Raw genomic sequence first — 14,915 nt, forward strand, 5'->3', positions numbered from 1 at the left:
CGTGGCGGGTAGGCCGGAGGCCGGTCGGTTCATACGTTGCGTCGGCCGAGCACCGCGGCGACGCCGCCGCCGACGGCACCGAGTGCGAGAGCGGTGGGGACGCCGATCTTGGCGGCCTTGCGGCCGGTGCGGAAGTCGCGGATCTCCCACCCGCGGTTCTTCGCGAGCTCGCGCAGGTCCGCGTCGGGATTGACCGCGACGGCCGTCCCGACGAGGGACAGCATCGGCACGTCGTTGTGGCTGTCGGAGTAGGCGGTGCAGCGTCGCAGGTCGAGGCCCTCGCGCACGGCGAGGGTCCGCACGGCGTGGGCCTTGCCGCGACCGTGCAGGATGTCGCCGACGAGGCGCCCGGTGAAGACACCGTCCTTGCTCTCGGCGACGGTGCCCAACGCGCCGGTCAGGCCGAGGCGTTTGGCGATGATGGACGCCAGCTCCACCGGGGTGGCGGTGACGAGCCACACCTGCTGGCCGGCGTCGAGGTGCATCTGCGCGAGAGCACGGGTGCCGGCCCAGATGCGGTCGGCGATGATCTCGTCGAAGATCTCCTCGCCGAGCCGCACGATCTCCGCGGTCGAGCGGCCCTCGACGAAGGACAGTGCCTTCTCGCGGCCGGTGCTGACGTCGCCCAGGTTCTCCTTGCCGGACACGCGGAACTTGATCTGCTGCCAGGCGAACTCGGAGACGTCCTTGGACGTGAAGTACTTGCGGGCCGCGAGCCCGCGGGCGAAGTGGATGATCGACGCGCCCTGCACCATCGTGTTGTCGACGTCGAAGAACGCGGCGGCAGTGAGATCACGCGGAACCGTACTGACGTGGTCGTCGGCGGCCTCGGCGCTCTCGGCCTGCAGCGCGATGGCGGCATCGGCGCTCGCCTCGCCGGCGAGCTTGGCGCGGATCTGGGCGGCGGTGGGGCCGAGGGGATTGCGGATCCGTCGACGGACCTGCTTCTCGGCCGCCTCCGGGTCGACGAGTCGACGTTCCCGCGACTCGTCCATCACCTCGGGCGACTCGGTGAGTTCCGAATCGGGCGTGACAGCAGCATGTGCGTCGTCCGGATCATGCTGATCGGGCACGGTGCACCTCCCCACCTCGACCGGTCGTCCCACGGGCGCGGGCCGTCCCGGTCCTGCCGATCCACCCTAACCGCGTGCGCGAGGCGGTGAGACACTCGACTCATGACCAGCCCGGTACGCACCGTGACGTTGCTGACACGCGCCGGATGCGGGGCGTGCGACGCCGCCCTGCGCGTGCTCGTTCCCCTGTGTGCGGAGTACGGCGTGGCCTGCGAGTCGGTCGACGTCGACGCGGTGGCCGCGCAGGACCCTGACCTGCGGGCGGAGTACGGGGACCGGCTGCCGGTGGTGCTGCTGGACGGCCGCGAACACAGCTACTGGGACGTCGACGTGCCCCGGCTGCGGCGCGATCTGGAGAACTGACCCGGGCCGCTCGTCACCGTCGGTGCGCGCGGCCGTCGGATCGCCGGGCGCGGGATCGTACTACACGGGTCGGCGACTTTGTTCATCCCTCCACGAGAGGTTACCGTGGAGAGAAGAAAGGGGTCGGCGACGAACCCTGCGTCACAGGTACCACGGTCCTGTGCGTGGCCCGCCGATCCTCGGATGACCGTGGAGACCGCATGCTTGTCATCAGGCGTGCCGTCGGACGAGGAGCCTTCGACGTGACCTCACAACGCCGCCTGCCCGGCGTCGGTATCGCGCGCTCCGGCGCCGTGTCCGACTCCGGCCGCGACGGTGGTGCTGTGTCTCGTGACGGTGGTGCGGTCTCTCGCGCTGTGCCCCAGGCTACGGTCACCCGATTCGCGGGGTATCTCCGGGTACTGAGTTCGCTGACCGACACCCGAGTGATGATCGTCTCGAGCGAGGACCTCGCGACGGCCGCCGGGGTCGGTTCGGCCACGCTGCGCAAGGACCTCTCGTTCCTCGGCCCGATGGGTGTTCGCGGAGTGGGATACGACGTCGCTCGCCTGCGGGCGCGCATCGAGCTGGCGCTCGGTCTGGATCGCGGTCACCGCGTCGTGCTGGTGGGCACCGGCAACCTCGGCACCGCACTGGTCGGGTACGACGGGTTCAGTCGTCGCGGTTTCACGATGGTCGCCCTGTTCGACAGCGATCCGGCCGTCGTGGGCCGCGAGATCACCGTCGGCAACGCCGACGACGGTTACTCGCAGCTCACCGTTCTGCACGTCGATCGGCTGGTCGAGGTCGCCGCCGAGCTCGGCGCCACCGTCGGCGTCGTAGCCACGCCGGACGCTGCCGCCCAGTCCGCCGTCGACGCCCTCGTCGAGGCCGACATCGACTGCATCCTCAGTTTCGCGTCCACCGATCCGGTGACCCCCCCGCACGTCGATCTCCGCCGCGTCGATCTCGCCGTGGAGCTGCAGGTCCTCTCGTTCGCGAACGCCCACAAGGCACCGCGCATCCGTCCCGCCCGCCCGGTCTGTCGTGATCCCCGGACGGTCACCCCCGCTAGTAGAAACGGATCGGTGATAGCACCGTGAGTGTCCTTCTCCTCGGGATTTCGCATCGAAGCGCTCCCGTCTCGGTGCTCGAACGTATCGCTGTCAGCGACACGGAACGCCCGAAACTGACCGACGAGATCATGATGTCGCCGCATGTCTCCGAGGTCATGATCGTCTCGACGTGCAACCGCGTCGAGGTGTACGCGGTGGTCGACGCCTTCCACGGCGCTCTGACCGATCTCGGTGCACTGTTGTCCGAGCACTCCGGTCTCGAGCTCGCCGAGCTCACGAAGTACGCCTACGTGCGCTACAGCGAGGCCGCGGCCGAGCACCTGTTCGCCGTCGCCGGCGGACTCGACTCGATGGTGATCGGTGAGCAGCAGATCCTCGGGCAGATCCGTGCCGCCTACGCGGCGTCGGACGCTCAGCAGGCATCGGGCCGCGCGCTCCACGAGCTGGCGCAGCAGGCGCTGCGCGTGGGCAAGAAGGTCCACTCCGAGACGGGCATCGACAAGGCGGGAGCCTCCGTGGTCTCCGTCGCGCTCGATCGCGCCTCCGACGTGCTCGGTGGTCTCGCGGGTAAGAAGGCCGTCGTGCTCGGCGCCGGCGCGATGGGCGGTCTCTCCGTCGCTCATCTGACGCGCACCGGCATCGGCAGCATCGCGGTCGCCAACCGCACCCAGAGCCGCGCGCAGCACCTTTCCGAGACCGCGGCCGCGGGCGGCGTGACGTCGTGCGCGATCACACTCGACCAGCTCTCCGCGACGGTGGCGGACGCCGACATCCTCGTCACCTGTACCGGTGCGGTGGGTGCCGTCGTGACCATCGCCGACGCCCACCGTGCGCTCGCCCAGCGCGACACGCAGGCTCGCCCGCTGGTGATATGCGATCTGGGCCTGCCTCGCGACGTCGAGCACGCCGTCGCCGGCCTGCCCGGCGTGACCGTCCTGGACATGGAGTCGCTTCAGCACGATCCCGCGGCCGGCGCCGCGGCGTCCGACGAGCGTGCGGCCCGCGACATCGTGGCCGCCGAGCTCGCCTCCTACCTGTCCGGACAGCGCCTCGCCGAGGTCACCCCGACCGTCACGGCGCTGCGTCAGAGGGCCGCCGAGGTCGTCGAGTCGGAGCTCATGCGGCTCGACTCACGACTGCCCGATCTGGCCGACCCGCAGCGCGACGAGGTGGCCCGCACCGTGCGCCGCGTCGTCGACAAGCTGCTGCACGCGCCCACCGTGCGCGTGAAGCAGCTGGCCACCACGCCGGGCGGCGACTCCTACGCCGAGGCGCTCCGGGAGCTCTTCGAGCTCTCGCCGAGCACGGTTCAGGCCGTCGCGTCGCCGATGGAGGTCGCCACCGCCGTCGACACGGACAATCCCACCGCCGCCCTCGCGGACGACTTCACCCTCTCCCACGAGCGGGGTACGGAATGATCGCGAACGCCGCTGCGCTGGGTGATCGCGTGGTGCGTATCGGTACCCGCGGCAGCCTGCTCGCCACGACGCAGGCCGAGACCGTCCGCGCTGCCATCACGGCCGCCGGTGTCCGCACCGAGCTGGTCGTCGTGACCACCGCGGGCGACAAGTCGGCCGCACCGGTGCAGGAGATCGGCGTGGGCGTATTCACCGCCGCCCTCCGGGAAGCATTGGCGGACAAGACCATCGACGTCGCCGTGCACTCCTACAAGGATCTTCCGACGGCGGAGGACGAGCGTTTCACCATCGGCGCGATCCCGCAGCGCGAGGACGCGCGTGACGCCCTGGTGGCGCGCGACGGACTGGTGCTCGGCGAACTGCCCGCCGGTTCCACCGTCGGCACGTCCGCACCGCGGCGTATCGCCCAGCTGCGCGCACTCGGCCTCGGCCTGGACGTGCAGCCTCTGCGTGGCAACCTCGACACCCGCATCGGCAAGGTCACCAGGGGTGAGCTCGACGCCGTCGTCGTGGCCCGTGCCGGACTGGCGCGGATCGACCGTCTGGACGTCGTCACCGAGGCTCTCGAGCCGGTGCAGTTCCTGCCGGCTCCCGCTCAGGGGGCACTCGCAGTGGAGTGCCGCTCCGACGACCACGATCTGGCCTCCGTGCTCGCGACCCTCGACGATCCCGCGGCCCGCGCCTCGGTGACGGCGGAGCGGGCCCTGCTCGCCGAGCTCGAGGCCGGCTGCACCGCTCCGGTCGGGGCCATCGCCGAGGTCGTCGAGTCCATCGACGAGGACGGCCGAGTCTTCGAGGAACTGTCCCTGCGCGGCTGCGCCGCGGCGGTGGACGGCTCCGACGTGATCCGAGCCTCCGCAGTGGGGCCCGTCGACGACGCCGACGGCATCGGCCGCCGTGTCGCCCGTGAACTTCTCGAACTCGGCGCCCGAGACCTGGTCGCCGTCACCGAGCCCTCCAGTTCGTCCACCGCCGCCTCGACCCAGAGACCGGGCGGTACCGAGAAAGGCGAGTCGATCGATGCGTGAGCAGAGGGCGCTGAGCGTCGTCGGGACCGCGAGCCGACACAGACGTGGCGGCCTGCCCGGGCGACGCGTGACACCCCGTCCGGGACGGTACGAGCGCATCGCCACATCGCGGTTGATCCCCAAGCGGGGTCCCGCCACCGAGATCGAGATCCGCTTCCGCGACAAGTACGCGGAACAGACTGCACTGGAGAACGAATCATGAGCCGAGTCCGCAAGAACACCCCGGGACGGATCCTGTTCGTGGGCTCCGGACCGGGCGACCCGGCCCTGCTCACCGTCCGGGCGAGGGACGCGCTGGCGATCGCCGAGATGGCCTTCACCGATCCCGACGTCGACAAGGGTGTCATCGCCCTGGTGGGCACCGCAGTCCCGGCCGACGCCGAGACGGGCGAGAACGGCGTGGACGTGCGTCCGGCGCTCGGCGAGCCCGCCGAGGTGGCCAAGACGCTGGTCGCCGAGGCGAAGAACGGCCACGACGTGGTGCGGCTCGTCTCGGGTGACCCGCTGACCACAGACTCCGTCATCGCCGAGGTCACCGCCGTGGCGCGGACCCAGGTGCAGTTCGAGGTCGTTCCCGGCCTTCCCGCGGGGTCCGCGGTGCCGAGCTATGCCGGCATGGCACTGGGCTCCGAGCACACCGAGGCGGACGTCCGGGGCGACGTCGACTGGGCGTCGCTCGCCGCGGCACCCGGACCGCTCGTCCTGCACGCGACGTCCGGCCACCTCGCCGAGACCGCCAGCGCGCTCGTCGAGCACGGCCTGGCCCCGCAGACGCCTGTCGCCATCACCGTCCGCGGTACGACGCGTCAGCAGCGCACCGTCGAGGCGACACTCGCGACGCTGAACGACGCGGGATCCGAGCTCGTGGGATCACTCATCGTCACGGTCGGCAAGGTCGTCTCGCAGCGCAGCCGGATGTCCTGGTGGGAGAGCCGCGCGCTGTACGGCTGGACCGTCCTCGTGCCCCGCACCAAGGACCAGGCCGGCGAGATGAGCGAGCGCCTGGTGACGCACGGCGCCATCCCCATCGAGGTGCCGACCATCGCCGTCGAGCCGCCGCGCAGCCCCGCTCAGATGGAGCGCTCGGTCAAGGGCCTCGTGGACGGCCGCTACCAGTGGGTCGTCTTCACCTCCACCAACGCGGTGCGCGCGGTGTGGGAGAAGTTCGAGGAGTTCGGACTCGACGCTCGCGCGTTCTCCGGCGTCAAGATCGCCTGCGTCGGCGAAGCGACGGCCGAGAAGGTCCGCTCGTTCGGCATCAACCCCGAGCTCGTCCCGTCCGGCGAGCAGAGTTCCACCGGGCTGCTCGAGGACTTCCCGCCGTACGACGAGGTCTTCGACCCCGTCAACCGGGTCCTGCTGCCGCGCGCCGACATCGCGACCGAGACTCTCGCCGAGGGCCTCCGCGAGCGCGGCTGGGAGATCGACGACGTCACCGCGTACCGCACGGTGCGCGCTGCGCCGCCGGCCGCCGAGACCCGCGAGATGATCAAGACCGGCGGCTTCGACGCCGTGTGCTTCACGTCGAGCTCCACCGTGCGCAACCTCGTCGGCATCGCCGGCAAGCCGCACGCGCGCACCCTCGTGGCGTGCATCGGACCGAAGACCGCCGAGACGGCCGTCGAGTTCGGCCTGCGTGTCGACGTGCAGCCCGAGACGGCTCAGGTCGGACCGCTGGTCGAGGCACTGGCCGAGCACGCTGCACGACTGCGCGCCGAGGGTGCACTGCCGCCTCCGCGCAAGAAGTCTCGTAGGCGCTGACCCGCCCGTGCGCCCTTTGCGCATCCAGGGATACGCAAAGGGCGCACGGCCGAACGAAGTGAGGGTTCCGTGTTCCCCGTAGACCGTCCCCGGCGACTGCGTCGTACCCCAGCCATCCGCCGGTTGGTGGCGGAGACGTCGCTCGAACCGCGGCACCTGGTGCTGCCGATGTTCGTGGCCGACGGCCTCGATGCCCCGCGCGAGATCAGCTCCATGCCGGGCGTCGTCCAGCACACCCTGGACTCGCTGTCCGCCGCTGCCGACGAGGCCGTGCGGGCCGGAGTCGGCGGTCTGATGCTCTTCGGGGTTCCGCGTCCGGAGGACAAGGACGGACAGGGGTCGATGGCCTCGGATCCCGACGGCATCCTGAACACAGGTCTGCGTCGGCTCCGAGACGACCTCGGCGACAGCACCGTCCTGATGGCGGACACGTGCCTCGACGAGTTCACCGACCACGGTCACTGCGGTGTCCTCGCCGCGGACGGCAGCGTCGACAACGACGCGACGCTGGTGCGCTACGTGGACATGGCTGTGGCGCAGGCGGAATCGGGCGCTCACCTGCTCGGTCCGAGCGGCATGATGGACGGGCAGATCGGCGCGATCCGCGAGGGCCTCGACACCGCCGGATTCGCCGACGTGGGCCAGCTGGCCTACACGGCGAAGTACGCGTCGGCTTTCTACGGCCCGTTCCGCGAGGCCGTCGGGTCGACGTTGCGCGGCGATCGCCGGACCTATCAGCAGGATTCGGCCAATCGGCGCGAGTCGATGCGCGAACTCGACCTCGACATCGCCGAGGGTGCCGACATGGTGATGGTGAAGCCCGCGATGAGCTACCTCGACATCCTGCGCGACGTGGCCGACGCGTCGCCCGTGCCCGTCGCCGCCTATCAGATTTCGGGGGAGTACGCGATGATCACCGCCGCCGCGCAGAACGGGTGGATCGACCGCGACGCGGCGATCATGGAGTCCGTCACCAGTATTCGCCGAGCCGGCGCCGACATCGTCCTCACCTACTGGGCCACCGAGATCGCGACGCGGCTGTGAACGACCAGCGCCCGGGCGGCAACCCGGAGGACCCTCGCCACGACCCCCACGATCCGCAGGGTCAGCCGCAGTGGGGTCAGCAGCCGCAGTGGGGTCAGCAGCCGCAGTGGGGTCAGCAGCCGCAGGGCAGCTGGCACCCCGAGGGTCTGCCCCCGAGCGCGATGCAGCCGATGCGGTCACCGGAGAACAGCGAGGCGCCGGTCGACATCGAGACGGCGCGCCACCTGTGGTTCGGCGTGATCGGCATCGGTCTGCTCTCGATGCTCATCGGGCTCTACTCCCTGTTCACCGATCGTGACGCCTTTCTCGACGCGTTCCTGACGGACCTCGAGGCGCAGGACCCGTCGTTGGCACTGCCGCCCGAGACCGCGGACACCGTGCTCGTCGTGGCCATGGTGTTGTCGTTGATCGTCGGGGTGCTGATCGCTGGGCTCGTCCTCCTGGTGGTGCGGAAGATGCGGGCCGGGAAACTCTGGGCGCGCGCGGTTCTCACGGCGATCGGCGTGGTCATCGTCGTCACCACGATTCCCACGCTGTTCGGCCTCGGTTCCGGAGGCGCGATCGCCCTGGTCACCGCGGTGCTCGGGATCCTGCAGGCCGTCGCGGCCGCGGGTGCGGTGTATCTGATGCATCGACGCGAGTCGTCGGAGTACTTCCTCTCCCGGAGATCACCGCGCTGACCTGCGACACGCCGTGACAGATGTGACCTGAGTTACAGAAGTGGCGTTATGGTTCTGACGATCGGACACACCCTGATCGGAGGATCTTCATGACCCCACGACAGACGGTCGGGCACGACGCCAACGACCGCCGCAACCCTCTCGCCGAGGTGTTCGCCCTGCTGCTCCTGACGTCTGCCGTGGTGGTGGTCGTCCTCGTCGTCGCCAGCGGCTTCTCGGGCGCCTGAGACGCCCGTCCTGCCTGGTCAGGCTGTCTTTTTGCGTCAAACATCGATCGGTGTATCGTGACCACTGTCACAAGCATTCTGATCAGTACGGAGACAGTGTTGCCCGCCGATTTCTCCTCCACCTCCGCCGGTTCCACGGCGCCTCGCACTCGTATGCAGACCGTCGAGTGCAGCAGTGGCCGACGTGAGTTGTGGTTGCTCGCCATCGTGCTGATCACGGGCATCCTCATGGCTGCCGCAGTGCTTCTGCCGGCCGTCCTCACCTGATCGAGAGACGCCTGGACTCCACCGTGTGGAGGCGTCTTGGCAGGATGGTCGAGTGAACGTCGAGAAGCCCGAGCCCGCGTCGCCCCCCCGTCCCCGGATCGTCACCGTCGCGTTCGCGGTGTGGGTTCTCGGGGCCGTCCTCGTCGTGCTGCTCGGCCTCATCTCGCTGACGTTCCCGGCCGACTCGCTGCGGACCCAGCTGACCGAGACCGGGGGCGAGCCGGATGCCGTGGAGAGCGTCATCACGGTGCTGCGCACGGTCGGTGTCCTCGAGATCATCGTCGGACTGGCCATCGGATTCCTCGCGGGGCCCGCGTGTCGACGCGGCGATCCGCGGTTCCGCCGGGCACTGACGGTCCTGTCGATCGTCTTCGGGCTGGTGCTCCTGGGCTCGGTGACCGTCGGCTTCGCCATCGTGCCCCTGTTGGCGACGCTCGGGGCGATCCTCTTCTTCGTGGCCTGCGTGCTCGTGTACCGACCGTCCGCGGCGCCGTGGTTCGCGGCACCGGAGGCCCCGTGAGCGACGAGACGGAACCGGTGATCTTCGCCGAGTACGGCGCGAAGTGGCGCGCCCTGGCCTGGGGGCCGATCTTCTGTCTCATCGCTCTCGGCGTCGAGATCTACACGGGACCCGTCGTGCACTACGTGGCGCTCGTCGTGATCGCGCTGGTTCTCATGGCCTTCACCTACGTGCAGATCGTGGCCGCCCGTCGGCACGCCACGGTGATCCTGACGCCGACGACGCTGAGCCAGGGCACGGAGAACGTAGCCATCGCGGACATCCTCGAGGTGTACCCGGAGCCCGACTACGACGCCAACGGGAACACCCTGGAGAAGTGGCAGGCCGCGCGAGTGCTGGGGGAGCTGTCCGGGGTGCCGCGAAAGCGGACCGGCGTCGGCCTGAAGCTGCGGGGCAACGGCCTGGTCCAGGCGTGGGCGAAGGACGACGAGACGCTCCGCGAGGAACTGCTCGCACTCGTGGCGCCCGCCACCGACGCGGAGCCCGACGCGTGATGCGCCGGTTCGCTCCGGTGGTGGTCGCGGTCGTCCTCGCCGTCGTGGCCGTGGTTCTGTGGGTGCAGTCGAGGACCACGACCACCGTGACCGAGCAGTTCCCCACCACGTCGTCGTTCGAGGGGTTCTCGGTCACGTACGACTCGACCCGTGTCGCGGGGCCGTGGGCGGCTCTCTCCGTGGTCGCGGCGGCCGTCGCGGTGTACCTGGTGATGCGCGTCGTACGGCGGCGCTGACCTCTACCCGTTACCCCCTGGGGGTACTCTGGACGCATGAGCAGTTTCGATCAGGACGACCTCCTCAAGCGCCTGCGCCGCATCGAGGGACAGGTGGCCGGCATCTCTCGCATGGTGGCCGACGACCGGTACTGCATCGACGTGTTGACGCAGGTCTCGGCCGTCACCAAGGCGCTGCAGTCCGTGTCGCTGAAGTTGCTGGACGCTCACCTCGCGGGCTGCGTCGTGGACGCGGCCCGCGAGGGCGGACCCGAAGCGGACGCGAAGGTCAGGGAGGCGTCCGAGGCGATCGCTCGCCTCGTCCGTTCCTGAGCCCCGCCCCCGGCGAGTACGCCCACACTGTCGTTGTGGAGCACTGAATCACGACAGAATGGGCGTACTCGCGAGGGGGCCGAAGGGGTGCCGGCCTAGTCGGCGGTGACGGATTCCTTCACTTCACCCGGCTCGTCGTCGGCGAGCATCGCCGCACCGAGCAGCGCCTCGGGAACGCCGAACGCATCGATCAGCGTGTGGGCGTGCGGGCGCAGCGTGCGGCAGCGCTCGTTGATCCCGCGCGTGACGGCCTTCGAGCGCTCCGTGGAGATGTAGCGGTGCTCGATGAACCAGGCCTTGTCGGCGTCGATCGTGGTGAGCGCGTAGAGGTCGCACACCTCGCCGAGCAGTTCCTTGGCGTCGTCGTCCTCGCAGTTGTCGATGCCGGCGACGAACGCCTCGAGCACCACGCGATCGACGTGCGCCGTGGCCGCGTGCAGGATGTGGTCCTGCACCGCGTTGAACGCGTCGAACTGGCTCATCTTCTTGGACAACCCGTTCAGACGCTTCGCGGCCGTGGAGATGAGGTACTCCTCGCGCTCCTCGAACATCGAGATCTGGGTGCCGCGGTTGAAGAGGCTGCCCTCCTCCTCGTTGTCCTGACGGGAGTCGACGAGGGTCTGGATGATGGGCGCCGCCGCCGTGCGCTTCTTCACCACGTCGCCGACCGTGCCGGCGGCGAACTTCACCCAGTCGGCCGCACCGAACGAGCGGACCTCGTGGGCGTACGCGGTGAGCAGCTCCTTCGCGACGAGCTGCGTGAGCACCACGTTGTCGCCCTCGAAGGTGGTGAAGACGTCCGAGTCCGCCTTGAGCGCGATGAGTCGGTTCTCCGCGAGGTAGCCCGCGCCGCCGCAGGCCTCGCGGGACTCCTGGATCGCCTTCGTCGCGTGCCAGGTGTTCGCTGCCTTCAGGCCGGCCGCGCGCGACTCGAGTTCCCGCTGCTCGGTGGCGTCGGGGTCCTCGGCGCTCTGGATGTCGTGCATCTTCGAGACGAGCTCGTTCTGCGCGAACTGCAGCGCGTACGACTTGGCGATGAGCGGGAACAGCCGACGCTGGTGGACGAGGTAGTCCATGATCGTGACCTCGTCGTCGGTCCCGGGCGCGCTGAACTGCTTGCGCTGCAGCGCGTACTTCGTCGCGATGGTCAGCGCGACGCGCGCCGCGGCGCCCGCCGAACCGCCCACGGTGATGCGGCCGCGGATGAGGGTGCCCAGCATGGTGAAGAAGCGCCGGTTCGGGTTGTCGATGTCCGAGGAGTAGCTGCCGTCGGCCGCGACGTCCGCGATCTTGTTGAGCATGTTCTCGCGCGGGATGCGGACGTGGTCGAACATGATGCGGCCGTTGTCCACGCCGGGCAGGCCGCCCTTGTAGCCGATGTCGAACGTGGTGACGCCGGGGAGGTCGCTGCCGAAGTTCTCGTCGCGGATCTGGACGACGAAGCAGTGCACGCCCTTGCTCTCGGGCTCCTCACCCGGTCCGGCGGTGATCAGCTGCGCGAACACGGCGGCGTACTTCGCCGACTCGGCGGCGCCGCCGATGTAGTCCTTGCGCGAGGACTTGTCCGGCGTGTGGATCACGAATTCCTGCGTCTCGCGGTCGTACGTCGCGGTGGTGCCGATCGACTGCACGTCGCTGCCGTGGCCGGTCTCCGACATCGCGAAACAGCCGAGCGTCTCGAGATCGATCAGGGGCTTGATGAACTCCTTGTGGTGCTTCTCGGTGCCGAGGTTCTCGATCGCGCCACCGAAGAGGCCCCACTGCACGCCGGCTTTCACCATGAGTGACAGATCCGACATGGCGAGCATCTCGATCATCGTGACGGCGGCGCCGATGTCGCCCGTGCCGCCGACTTCCTTGGCGAAGCCGGACTCGGCGGCGCCGGCCGCGGCGAGCACACGCAACTGCTCGAAGGCCTTGGTCCGCGCGATCGCGGTGTTGGGTGTGTAGTGCGGTGCGAACTCGTGACGCGCGAGCTGCTCGCGCGTCTGGTTCCGTACGTCGCGCCACCGTCCGTCGAGAGTCCTGCGCAGGTGATTCGCCAGCTGAGCAGCGTTGTCGGAGGACGTGCCGGTGTCAGTGGTGCCGGTCTCGGTAGTGGTCATACTCGACGGTAACCAAAACTCGAGGTGCCCGGGAGGGACTTGTCAGCGCGGCCACAGAAATTCACGCCACACCGCGCGAATCTTGCGAAACATCACACTCGTGGCGTCCATCGACGCAGCCTGCGGGGTCGACGGGGCGTAGGGGCCGTCGCGGAAGAGCGAGGCGCCGTTGTCCGCAATGGCGCGCGACATGATCGAGCTGAAGCCGTCGCACTGCTCGACGAGGTGCTCGCGGAACCCCTCCGGCCAGGCCAGTCGGGATCCCGGGTGCCGGTCGGGCTCGTGTGGTGCCGTCATGGCAGAAGGATATGCCCGGTGTAACACAGATTTAACACTTTCGACCAAGTCGATTCTCGTCGATCGTGCCCTCCCTGCAGCCGACTACCGTGTCGCTGTGCTGATTCGCGACGCCGTGCCCGCCGACCTGCCCGAGATCCTCACCGTGCACAACGCCGCCATCGCGGACACGACCGCGATCTGGGACGAGGAGCAGGTGGGACTCGCGGACCGGCAGGCCTGGTTCGACCAGCGCACCGGCGCCGGCCTGCCGATCCTCGCCGCCGAGATCGACGGGCGGGTCGCGGGCTACGCGTCCTACGGGCCGTTCCGTCCGAAGTCCGGCTACCGGCACACCGTCGAGAACTCCGTGTACGTCGCCGACGGCTTCCATCGGCGCGGCGTCGCGACCGCGTTGATGGCGGAACTGATCGAGCGCGCCCGCCGTGGGGACGTCCACGCGATCGTCGCGGGAATCGAGTCCTCGAACACCACCTCGATCGCCCTGCACGCGAAGTTCGGCTTCACGGTGGTGGGTGTCATGCCGCAGGTCGGCGTCAAGTTCGGGCGGTGGCTCGACCTGACCTGGATGCAGCTCCTGATCGAGGCGTGAGACAGCCGGTGTGAGACTGCTCCTTATCAGAAAGAGCACTCCGCGTCCTGTGAAACACTGGAGGGCGTGACTCCTTCGAGCGGAACCGACACCGGCGTCCCCACCGCCCGATCCGCAGAACTCTTCGCACGCGCGTCCGCCGTCATCCCCGGTGGCGTGAACTCGCCCGTGCGGGCCTTCCACTCCGTGGGCGGAACCCCGCGGTTCATGGCCGAGGCCAGCGGATACACCCTGCGTGACGCCGACGGCAACAACTACGTCGACCTCATCTCCTCGTGGGGACCGATGATTCTCGGTCACGCCCACCCGGCCGTGGTCGAGGCGGTGCAGAAGGCGGCCTCCACGGGACTGTCCTTCGGCGCACCCACGCTCGGCGAGATCGAGTTGGCGGAGGAGATCGTGCGCCGCGTCGATCCCGTCGACGAGGTACGCCTGGTGAATTCGGGCACAGAGGCGACCATGAGTGCGGTGCGTCTGGCCCGCGGGTTCACCGGTCGCAGCAAGATCGTCAAGTTCTCCGGCTGCTACCACGGCCATGTCGACGCCCTGCTCGCCGACGCCGGCTCGGGCGTCGCCACCCTCGGGCTGCCGACCTCGCCCGGCGTGACGGGTGCGCAGGCGGCCGACACCATCGTCGTTCCCTACAACGACCTCGATGCGGTCGCGAAGGCGTTCGCCGACCACCCGGGTCAGATCGCGTGCGTCATCACCGAGGCCGCGGCGGGCAACATGGGTGCGGTGGCGCCGCAGCCCGGCTTCAACGAGGGTCTGCAGCGTCTGACCCGTGCGCACGACGCACTGCTGATCATGGACGAGGTCATGACAGGCTTCCGCGTCAGCGCGTCGGGGTGGTACGGCGTCGACGGCATCGCCGGTGACCTCTACACCTTCGGCAAGGTCATGAGCGGCGGCCTGCCCGCGGCCGCGTTCGGTGGCCGGTCCGACATCATGAGCTACCTCGCCCCCGCGGGCCCCGTCTACCAGGCCGGCACCCTGTCGGGTAACCCCGTCGCGGTCGCCGCCGGTCTGGCGACGCTGCGCGCGGCGGACGCCGACGTCTACGCGGCACTCGACGCGAACTCCACCCGTCTGGGCGGCATCCTCGGTGACGCGCTCACCGCGGCGGGCGTCCCGCACCGCGTGCAGTACGCCGCCAACATGGTCAGCGTCTTCTTCTCCGAGGAACCGGTGATCGACTACGCGGGCGCCAAGGCGGCCGCCACCTGGCGCTTCCCCGCGTTCTTCCACGCGCTCCTGAGCCGCGGCGTGTACCCGCCGCCGAGCGCGTTCGAGGCCTGGTTCGTCTCCGCGGCGCTCGACGACCGCGCGTTCGAGATCATCGAGGCGGCCGCTCCCCACGCCGCCGCCGCAGCAGCCGAGCAGAAAGCACCGTCATGACCGAGTCGTCCCCGACCGACCCGACAAACAGCGACGCGTCCGGTA

19 protein-coding genes are annotated in these 14,915 nt (G+C 69.5%); 16 read left to right on the top strand and 3 right to left on the bottom strand.

Annotated features, from left to right (window positions below):
* Positions 1-29 precede the first annotated feature (29 nt).
* The gene (locus OHB23_RS07110; protein ID WP_222631034.1) at positions 30-995 is read right to left on the bottom strand and encodes an HAD family hydrolase; all 966 of its coding nucleotides are present in this window, start codon (positions 993-995) and stop codon (positions 30-32) included.
* Between the two features lie 180 nt (positions 996-1,175).
* Here OHB23_RS07110 and OHB23_RS07115 point away from each other — a divergent pair, with 180 nt between their 5' ends.
* The 14 genes from OHB23_RS07115 to OHB23_RS07180 all read left to right on the top strand — a co-directional run bounded on the left by OHB23_RS07115 (position 1,176) and on the right by OHB23_RS07180 (position 10,478).
* Positions 1,176-1,436 (top strand): glutaredoxin family protein, encoded by a 261-nt coding sequence (locus OHB23_RS07115; protein WP_027504505.1) that lies wholly within the window; start codon positions 1,176-1,178, stop codon positions 1,434-1,436.
* A gap of 200 nt (positions 1,437-1,636) precedes the next feature.
* Complete coding sequence (locus tag OHB23_RS07120) at positions 1,637-2,518, top strand: redox-sensing transcriptional repressor Rex (protein ID WP_328811189.1); 882 nt, start codon at positions 1,637-1,639, stop codon at positions 2,516-2,518.
* Positions 2,515-3,909: a glutamyl-tRNA reductase gene (locus tag OHB23_RS07125; protein WP_328811190.1), complete on the top strand. Its 1,395-nt coding sequence runs from the start codon at positions 2,515-2,517 to the stop codon at positions 3,907-3,909. Before OHB23_RS07120 ends, OHB23_RS07125 begins: the two co-directional genes overlap by 4 nt.
* 29 nt (positions 3,910-3,938) lie before the next feature.
* The gene (hemC, locus tag OHB23_RS07130; protein WP_328811602.1) at positions 3,939-4,937 is read left to right on the top strand and encodes a hydroxymethylbilane synthase; all 999 of its coding nucleotides are present in this window, start codon (positions 3,939-3,941) and stop codon (positions 4,935-4,937) included.
* Positions 4,930-5,139, top strand: coding sequence for a hypothetical protein (locus OHB23_RS07135; protein ID WP_155956936.1), 210 nt, complete (start codon positions 4,930-4,932; stop codon positions 5,137-5,139). Before hemC ends, OHB23_RS07135 begins: the two co-directional genes overlap by 8 nt.
* Positions 5,136-6,698 (top strand): uroporphyrinogen-III synthase, encoded by a 1,563-nt coding sequence (locus OHB23_RS07140; protein WP_027504509.1) that lies wholly within the window; start codon positions 5,136-5,138, stop codon positions 6,696-6,698. Before OHB23_RS07135 ends, OHB23_RS07140 begins: the two co-directional genes overlap by 4 nt.
* A gap of 69 nt (positions 6,699-6,767) precedes the next feature.
* Positions 6,768-7,742, top strand: a complete 975-nt coding sequence (hemB, locus tag OHB23_RS07145) for a porphobilinogen synthase (protein ID WP_027504510.1) — start codon at positions 6,768-6,770, stop codon at positions 7,740-7,742.
* The gene (locus OHB23_RS07150; protein WP_328811191.1) at positions 7,739-8,422 is read left to right on the top strand and encodes a DUF5336 domain-containing protein; all 684 of its coding nucleotides are present in this window, start codon (positions 7,739-7,741) and stop codon (positions 8,420-8,422) included. The genes hemB and OHB23_RS07150 overlap by 4 nt, the downstream gene beginning before the upstream one ends.
* Positions 8,423-8,511: 89 nt before the next feature.
* Positions 8,512-8,649, top strand: coding sequence for a hypothetical protein (locus OHB23_RS07155; protein WP_155956937.1), 138 nt, complete (start codon positions 8,512-8,514; stop codon positions 8,647-8,649).
* Between the two features lie 57 nt (positions 8,650-8,706).
* A complete protein-coding gene (locus OHB23_RS07160; RefSeq protein ID WP_027504511.1) occupies positions 8,707-8,916 on the top strand; it encodes a hypothetical protein in 210 nt (69 codons plus the stop codon).
* Positions 8,917-8,968: 52 nt separating this feature from the next.
* Entirely contained in the window at positions 8,969-9,436 is a 468-nt protein-coding gene (locus tag OHB23_RS07165) for a hypothetical protein (RefSeq protein ID WP_328811192.1), read from the top strand.
* Positions 9,433-9,930 (top strand): hypothetical protein, encoded by a 498-nt coding sequence (locus OHB23_RS07170; protein WP_027504513.1) that lies wholly within the window; start codon positions 9,433-9,435, stop codon positions 9,928-9,930. The genes OHB23_RS07165 and OHB23_RS07170 overlap by 4 nt, the downstream gene beginning before the upstream one ends.
* Positions 9,927-10,166, top strand: a complete 240-nt coding sequence (locus tag OHB23_RS07175) for a hypothetical protein (RefSeq protein WP_156380452.1) — start codon at positions 9,927-9,929, stop codon at positions 10,164-10,166. The genes OHB23_RS07170 and OHB23_RS07175 overlap by 4 nt, the downstream gene beginning before the upstream one ends.
* A gap of 36 nt (positions 10,167-10,202) precedes the next feature.
* Positions 10,203-10,478, top strand: a complete 276-nt coding sequence (locus OHB23_RS07180) for a metal-sensitive transcriptional regulator (protein WP_027504515.1) — start codon at positions 10,203-10,205, stop codon at positions 10,476-10,478.
* A gap of 95 nt (positions 10,479-10,573) precedes the next feature.
* Here the strand turns inward: OHB23_RS07180 and OHB23_RS07185 are convergent, their stop codons facing one another.
* On the bottom strand, positions 10,574-12,583 hold the full coding sequence (locus OHB23_RS07185; protein ID WP_082544307.1) for an acyl-CoA dehydrogenase family protein: 2,010 nt from the start codon (positions 12,581-12,583) through the stop codon (positions 10,574-10,576).
* A 42-nt stretch (positions 12,584-12,625) separates the two neighbouring features.
* The gene (locus OHB23_RS07190) at positions 12,626-12,880 is read right to left on the bottom strand and encodes a hypothetical protein (RefSeq protein ID WP_056441640.1); all 255 of its coding nucleotides are present in this window, start codon (positions 12,878-12,880) and stop codon (positions 12,626-12,628) included.
* Positions 12,881-12,977: 97 nt separating this feature from the next.
* Between OHB23_RS07190 and OHB23_RS07195 the strand changes: the two genes are divergently transcribed.
* Positions 12,978-13,472: a GNAT family N-acetyltransferase gene (locus OHB23_RS07195; protein ID WP_328811193.1), complete on the top strand. Its 495-nt coding sequence runs from the start codon at positions 12,978-12,980 to the stop codon at positions 13,470-13,472.
* A 66-nt stretch (positions 13,473-13,538) separates the two neighbouring features.
* Positions 13,539-14,870: a glutamate-1-semialdehyde 2,1-aminomutase gene (gene hemL, locus OHB23_RS07200; RefSeq protein ID WP_328811194.1), complete on the top strand. Its 1,332-nt coding sequence runs from the start codon at positions 13,539-13,541 to the stop codon at positions 14,868-14,870.
* Positions 14,871-14,915: the final 45 nt, after the last annotated feature.

Origin of the sequence: Rhodococcus sp. NBC_00294, from assembly GCF_036163995.1 — a bacterium.
In the GTDB taxonomy this organism is placed as follows: domain Bacteria; phylum Actinomycetota; class Actinomycetes; order Mycobacteriales; family Mycobacteriaceae; genus Rhodococcoides.

What these genes read in the sequence shown, in the direction of transcription:
- OHB23_RS07190 (WP_056441640.1), bottom strand. Translation starts at nt 12,880, where the DNA reads ATGACGGCACCACACGAGCCCGACCGGCACCCGGGATCCCGACTGGCC.
- OHB23_RS07120 (WP_328811189.1), top strand. Translation starts at nt 1,637, where the DNA reads ATGCTTGTCATCAGGCGTGCCGTCGGACGAGGAGCCTTCGACGTGACC.
- OHB23_RS07180 (WP_027504515.1), top strand. Translation starts at nt 10,203, where the DNA reads ATGAGCAGTTTCGATCAGGACGACCTCCTCAAGCGCCTGCGCCGCATC.
- OHB23_RS07110 (WP_222631034.1), bottom strand. Translation starts at nt 995, where the DNA reads ATGGACGAGTCGCGGGAACGTCGACTCGTCGACCCGGAGGCGGCCGAG.
- OHB23_RS07155 (WP_155956937.1), top strand. Translation starts at nt 8,512, where the DNA reads ATGACCCCACGACAGACGGTCGGGCACGACGCCAACGACCGCCGCAAC.
- OHB23_RS07185 (WP_082544307.1), bottom strand. Translation starts at nt 12,583, where the DNA reads ATGACCACTACCGAGACCGGCACCACTGACACCGGCACGTCCTCCGAC.
- OHB23_RS07140 (WP_027504509.1), top strand. Translation starts at nt 5,136, where the DNA reads ATGAGCCGAGTCCGCAAGAACACCCCGGGACGGATCCTGTTCGTGGGC.
- OHB23_RS07115 (WP_027504505.1), top strand. Translation starts at nt 1,176, where the DNA reads ATGACCAGCCCGGTACGCACCGTGACGTTGCTGACACGCGCCGGATGC.
- OHB23_RS07135 (WP_155956936.1), top strand. Translation starts at nt 4,930, where the DNA reads ATGCGTGAGCAGAGGGCGCTGAGCGTCGTCGGGACCGCGAGCCGACAC.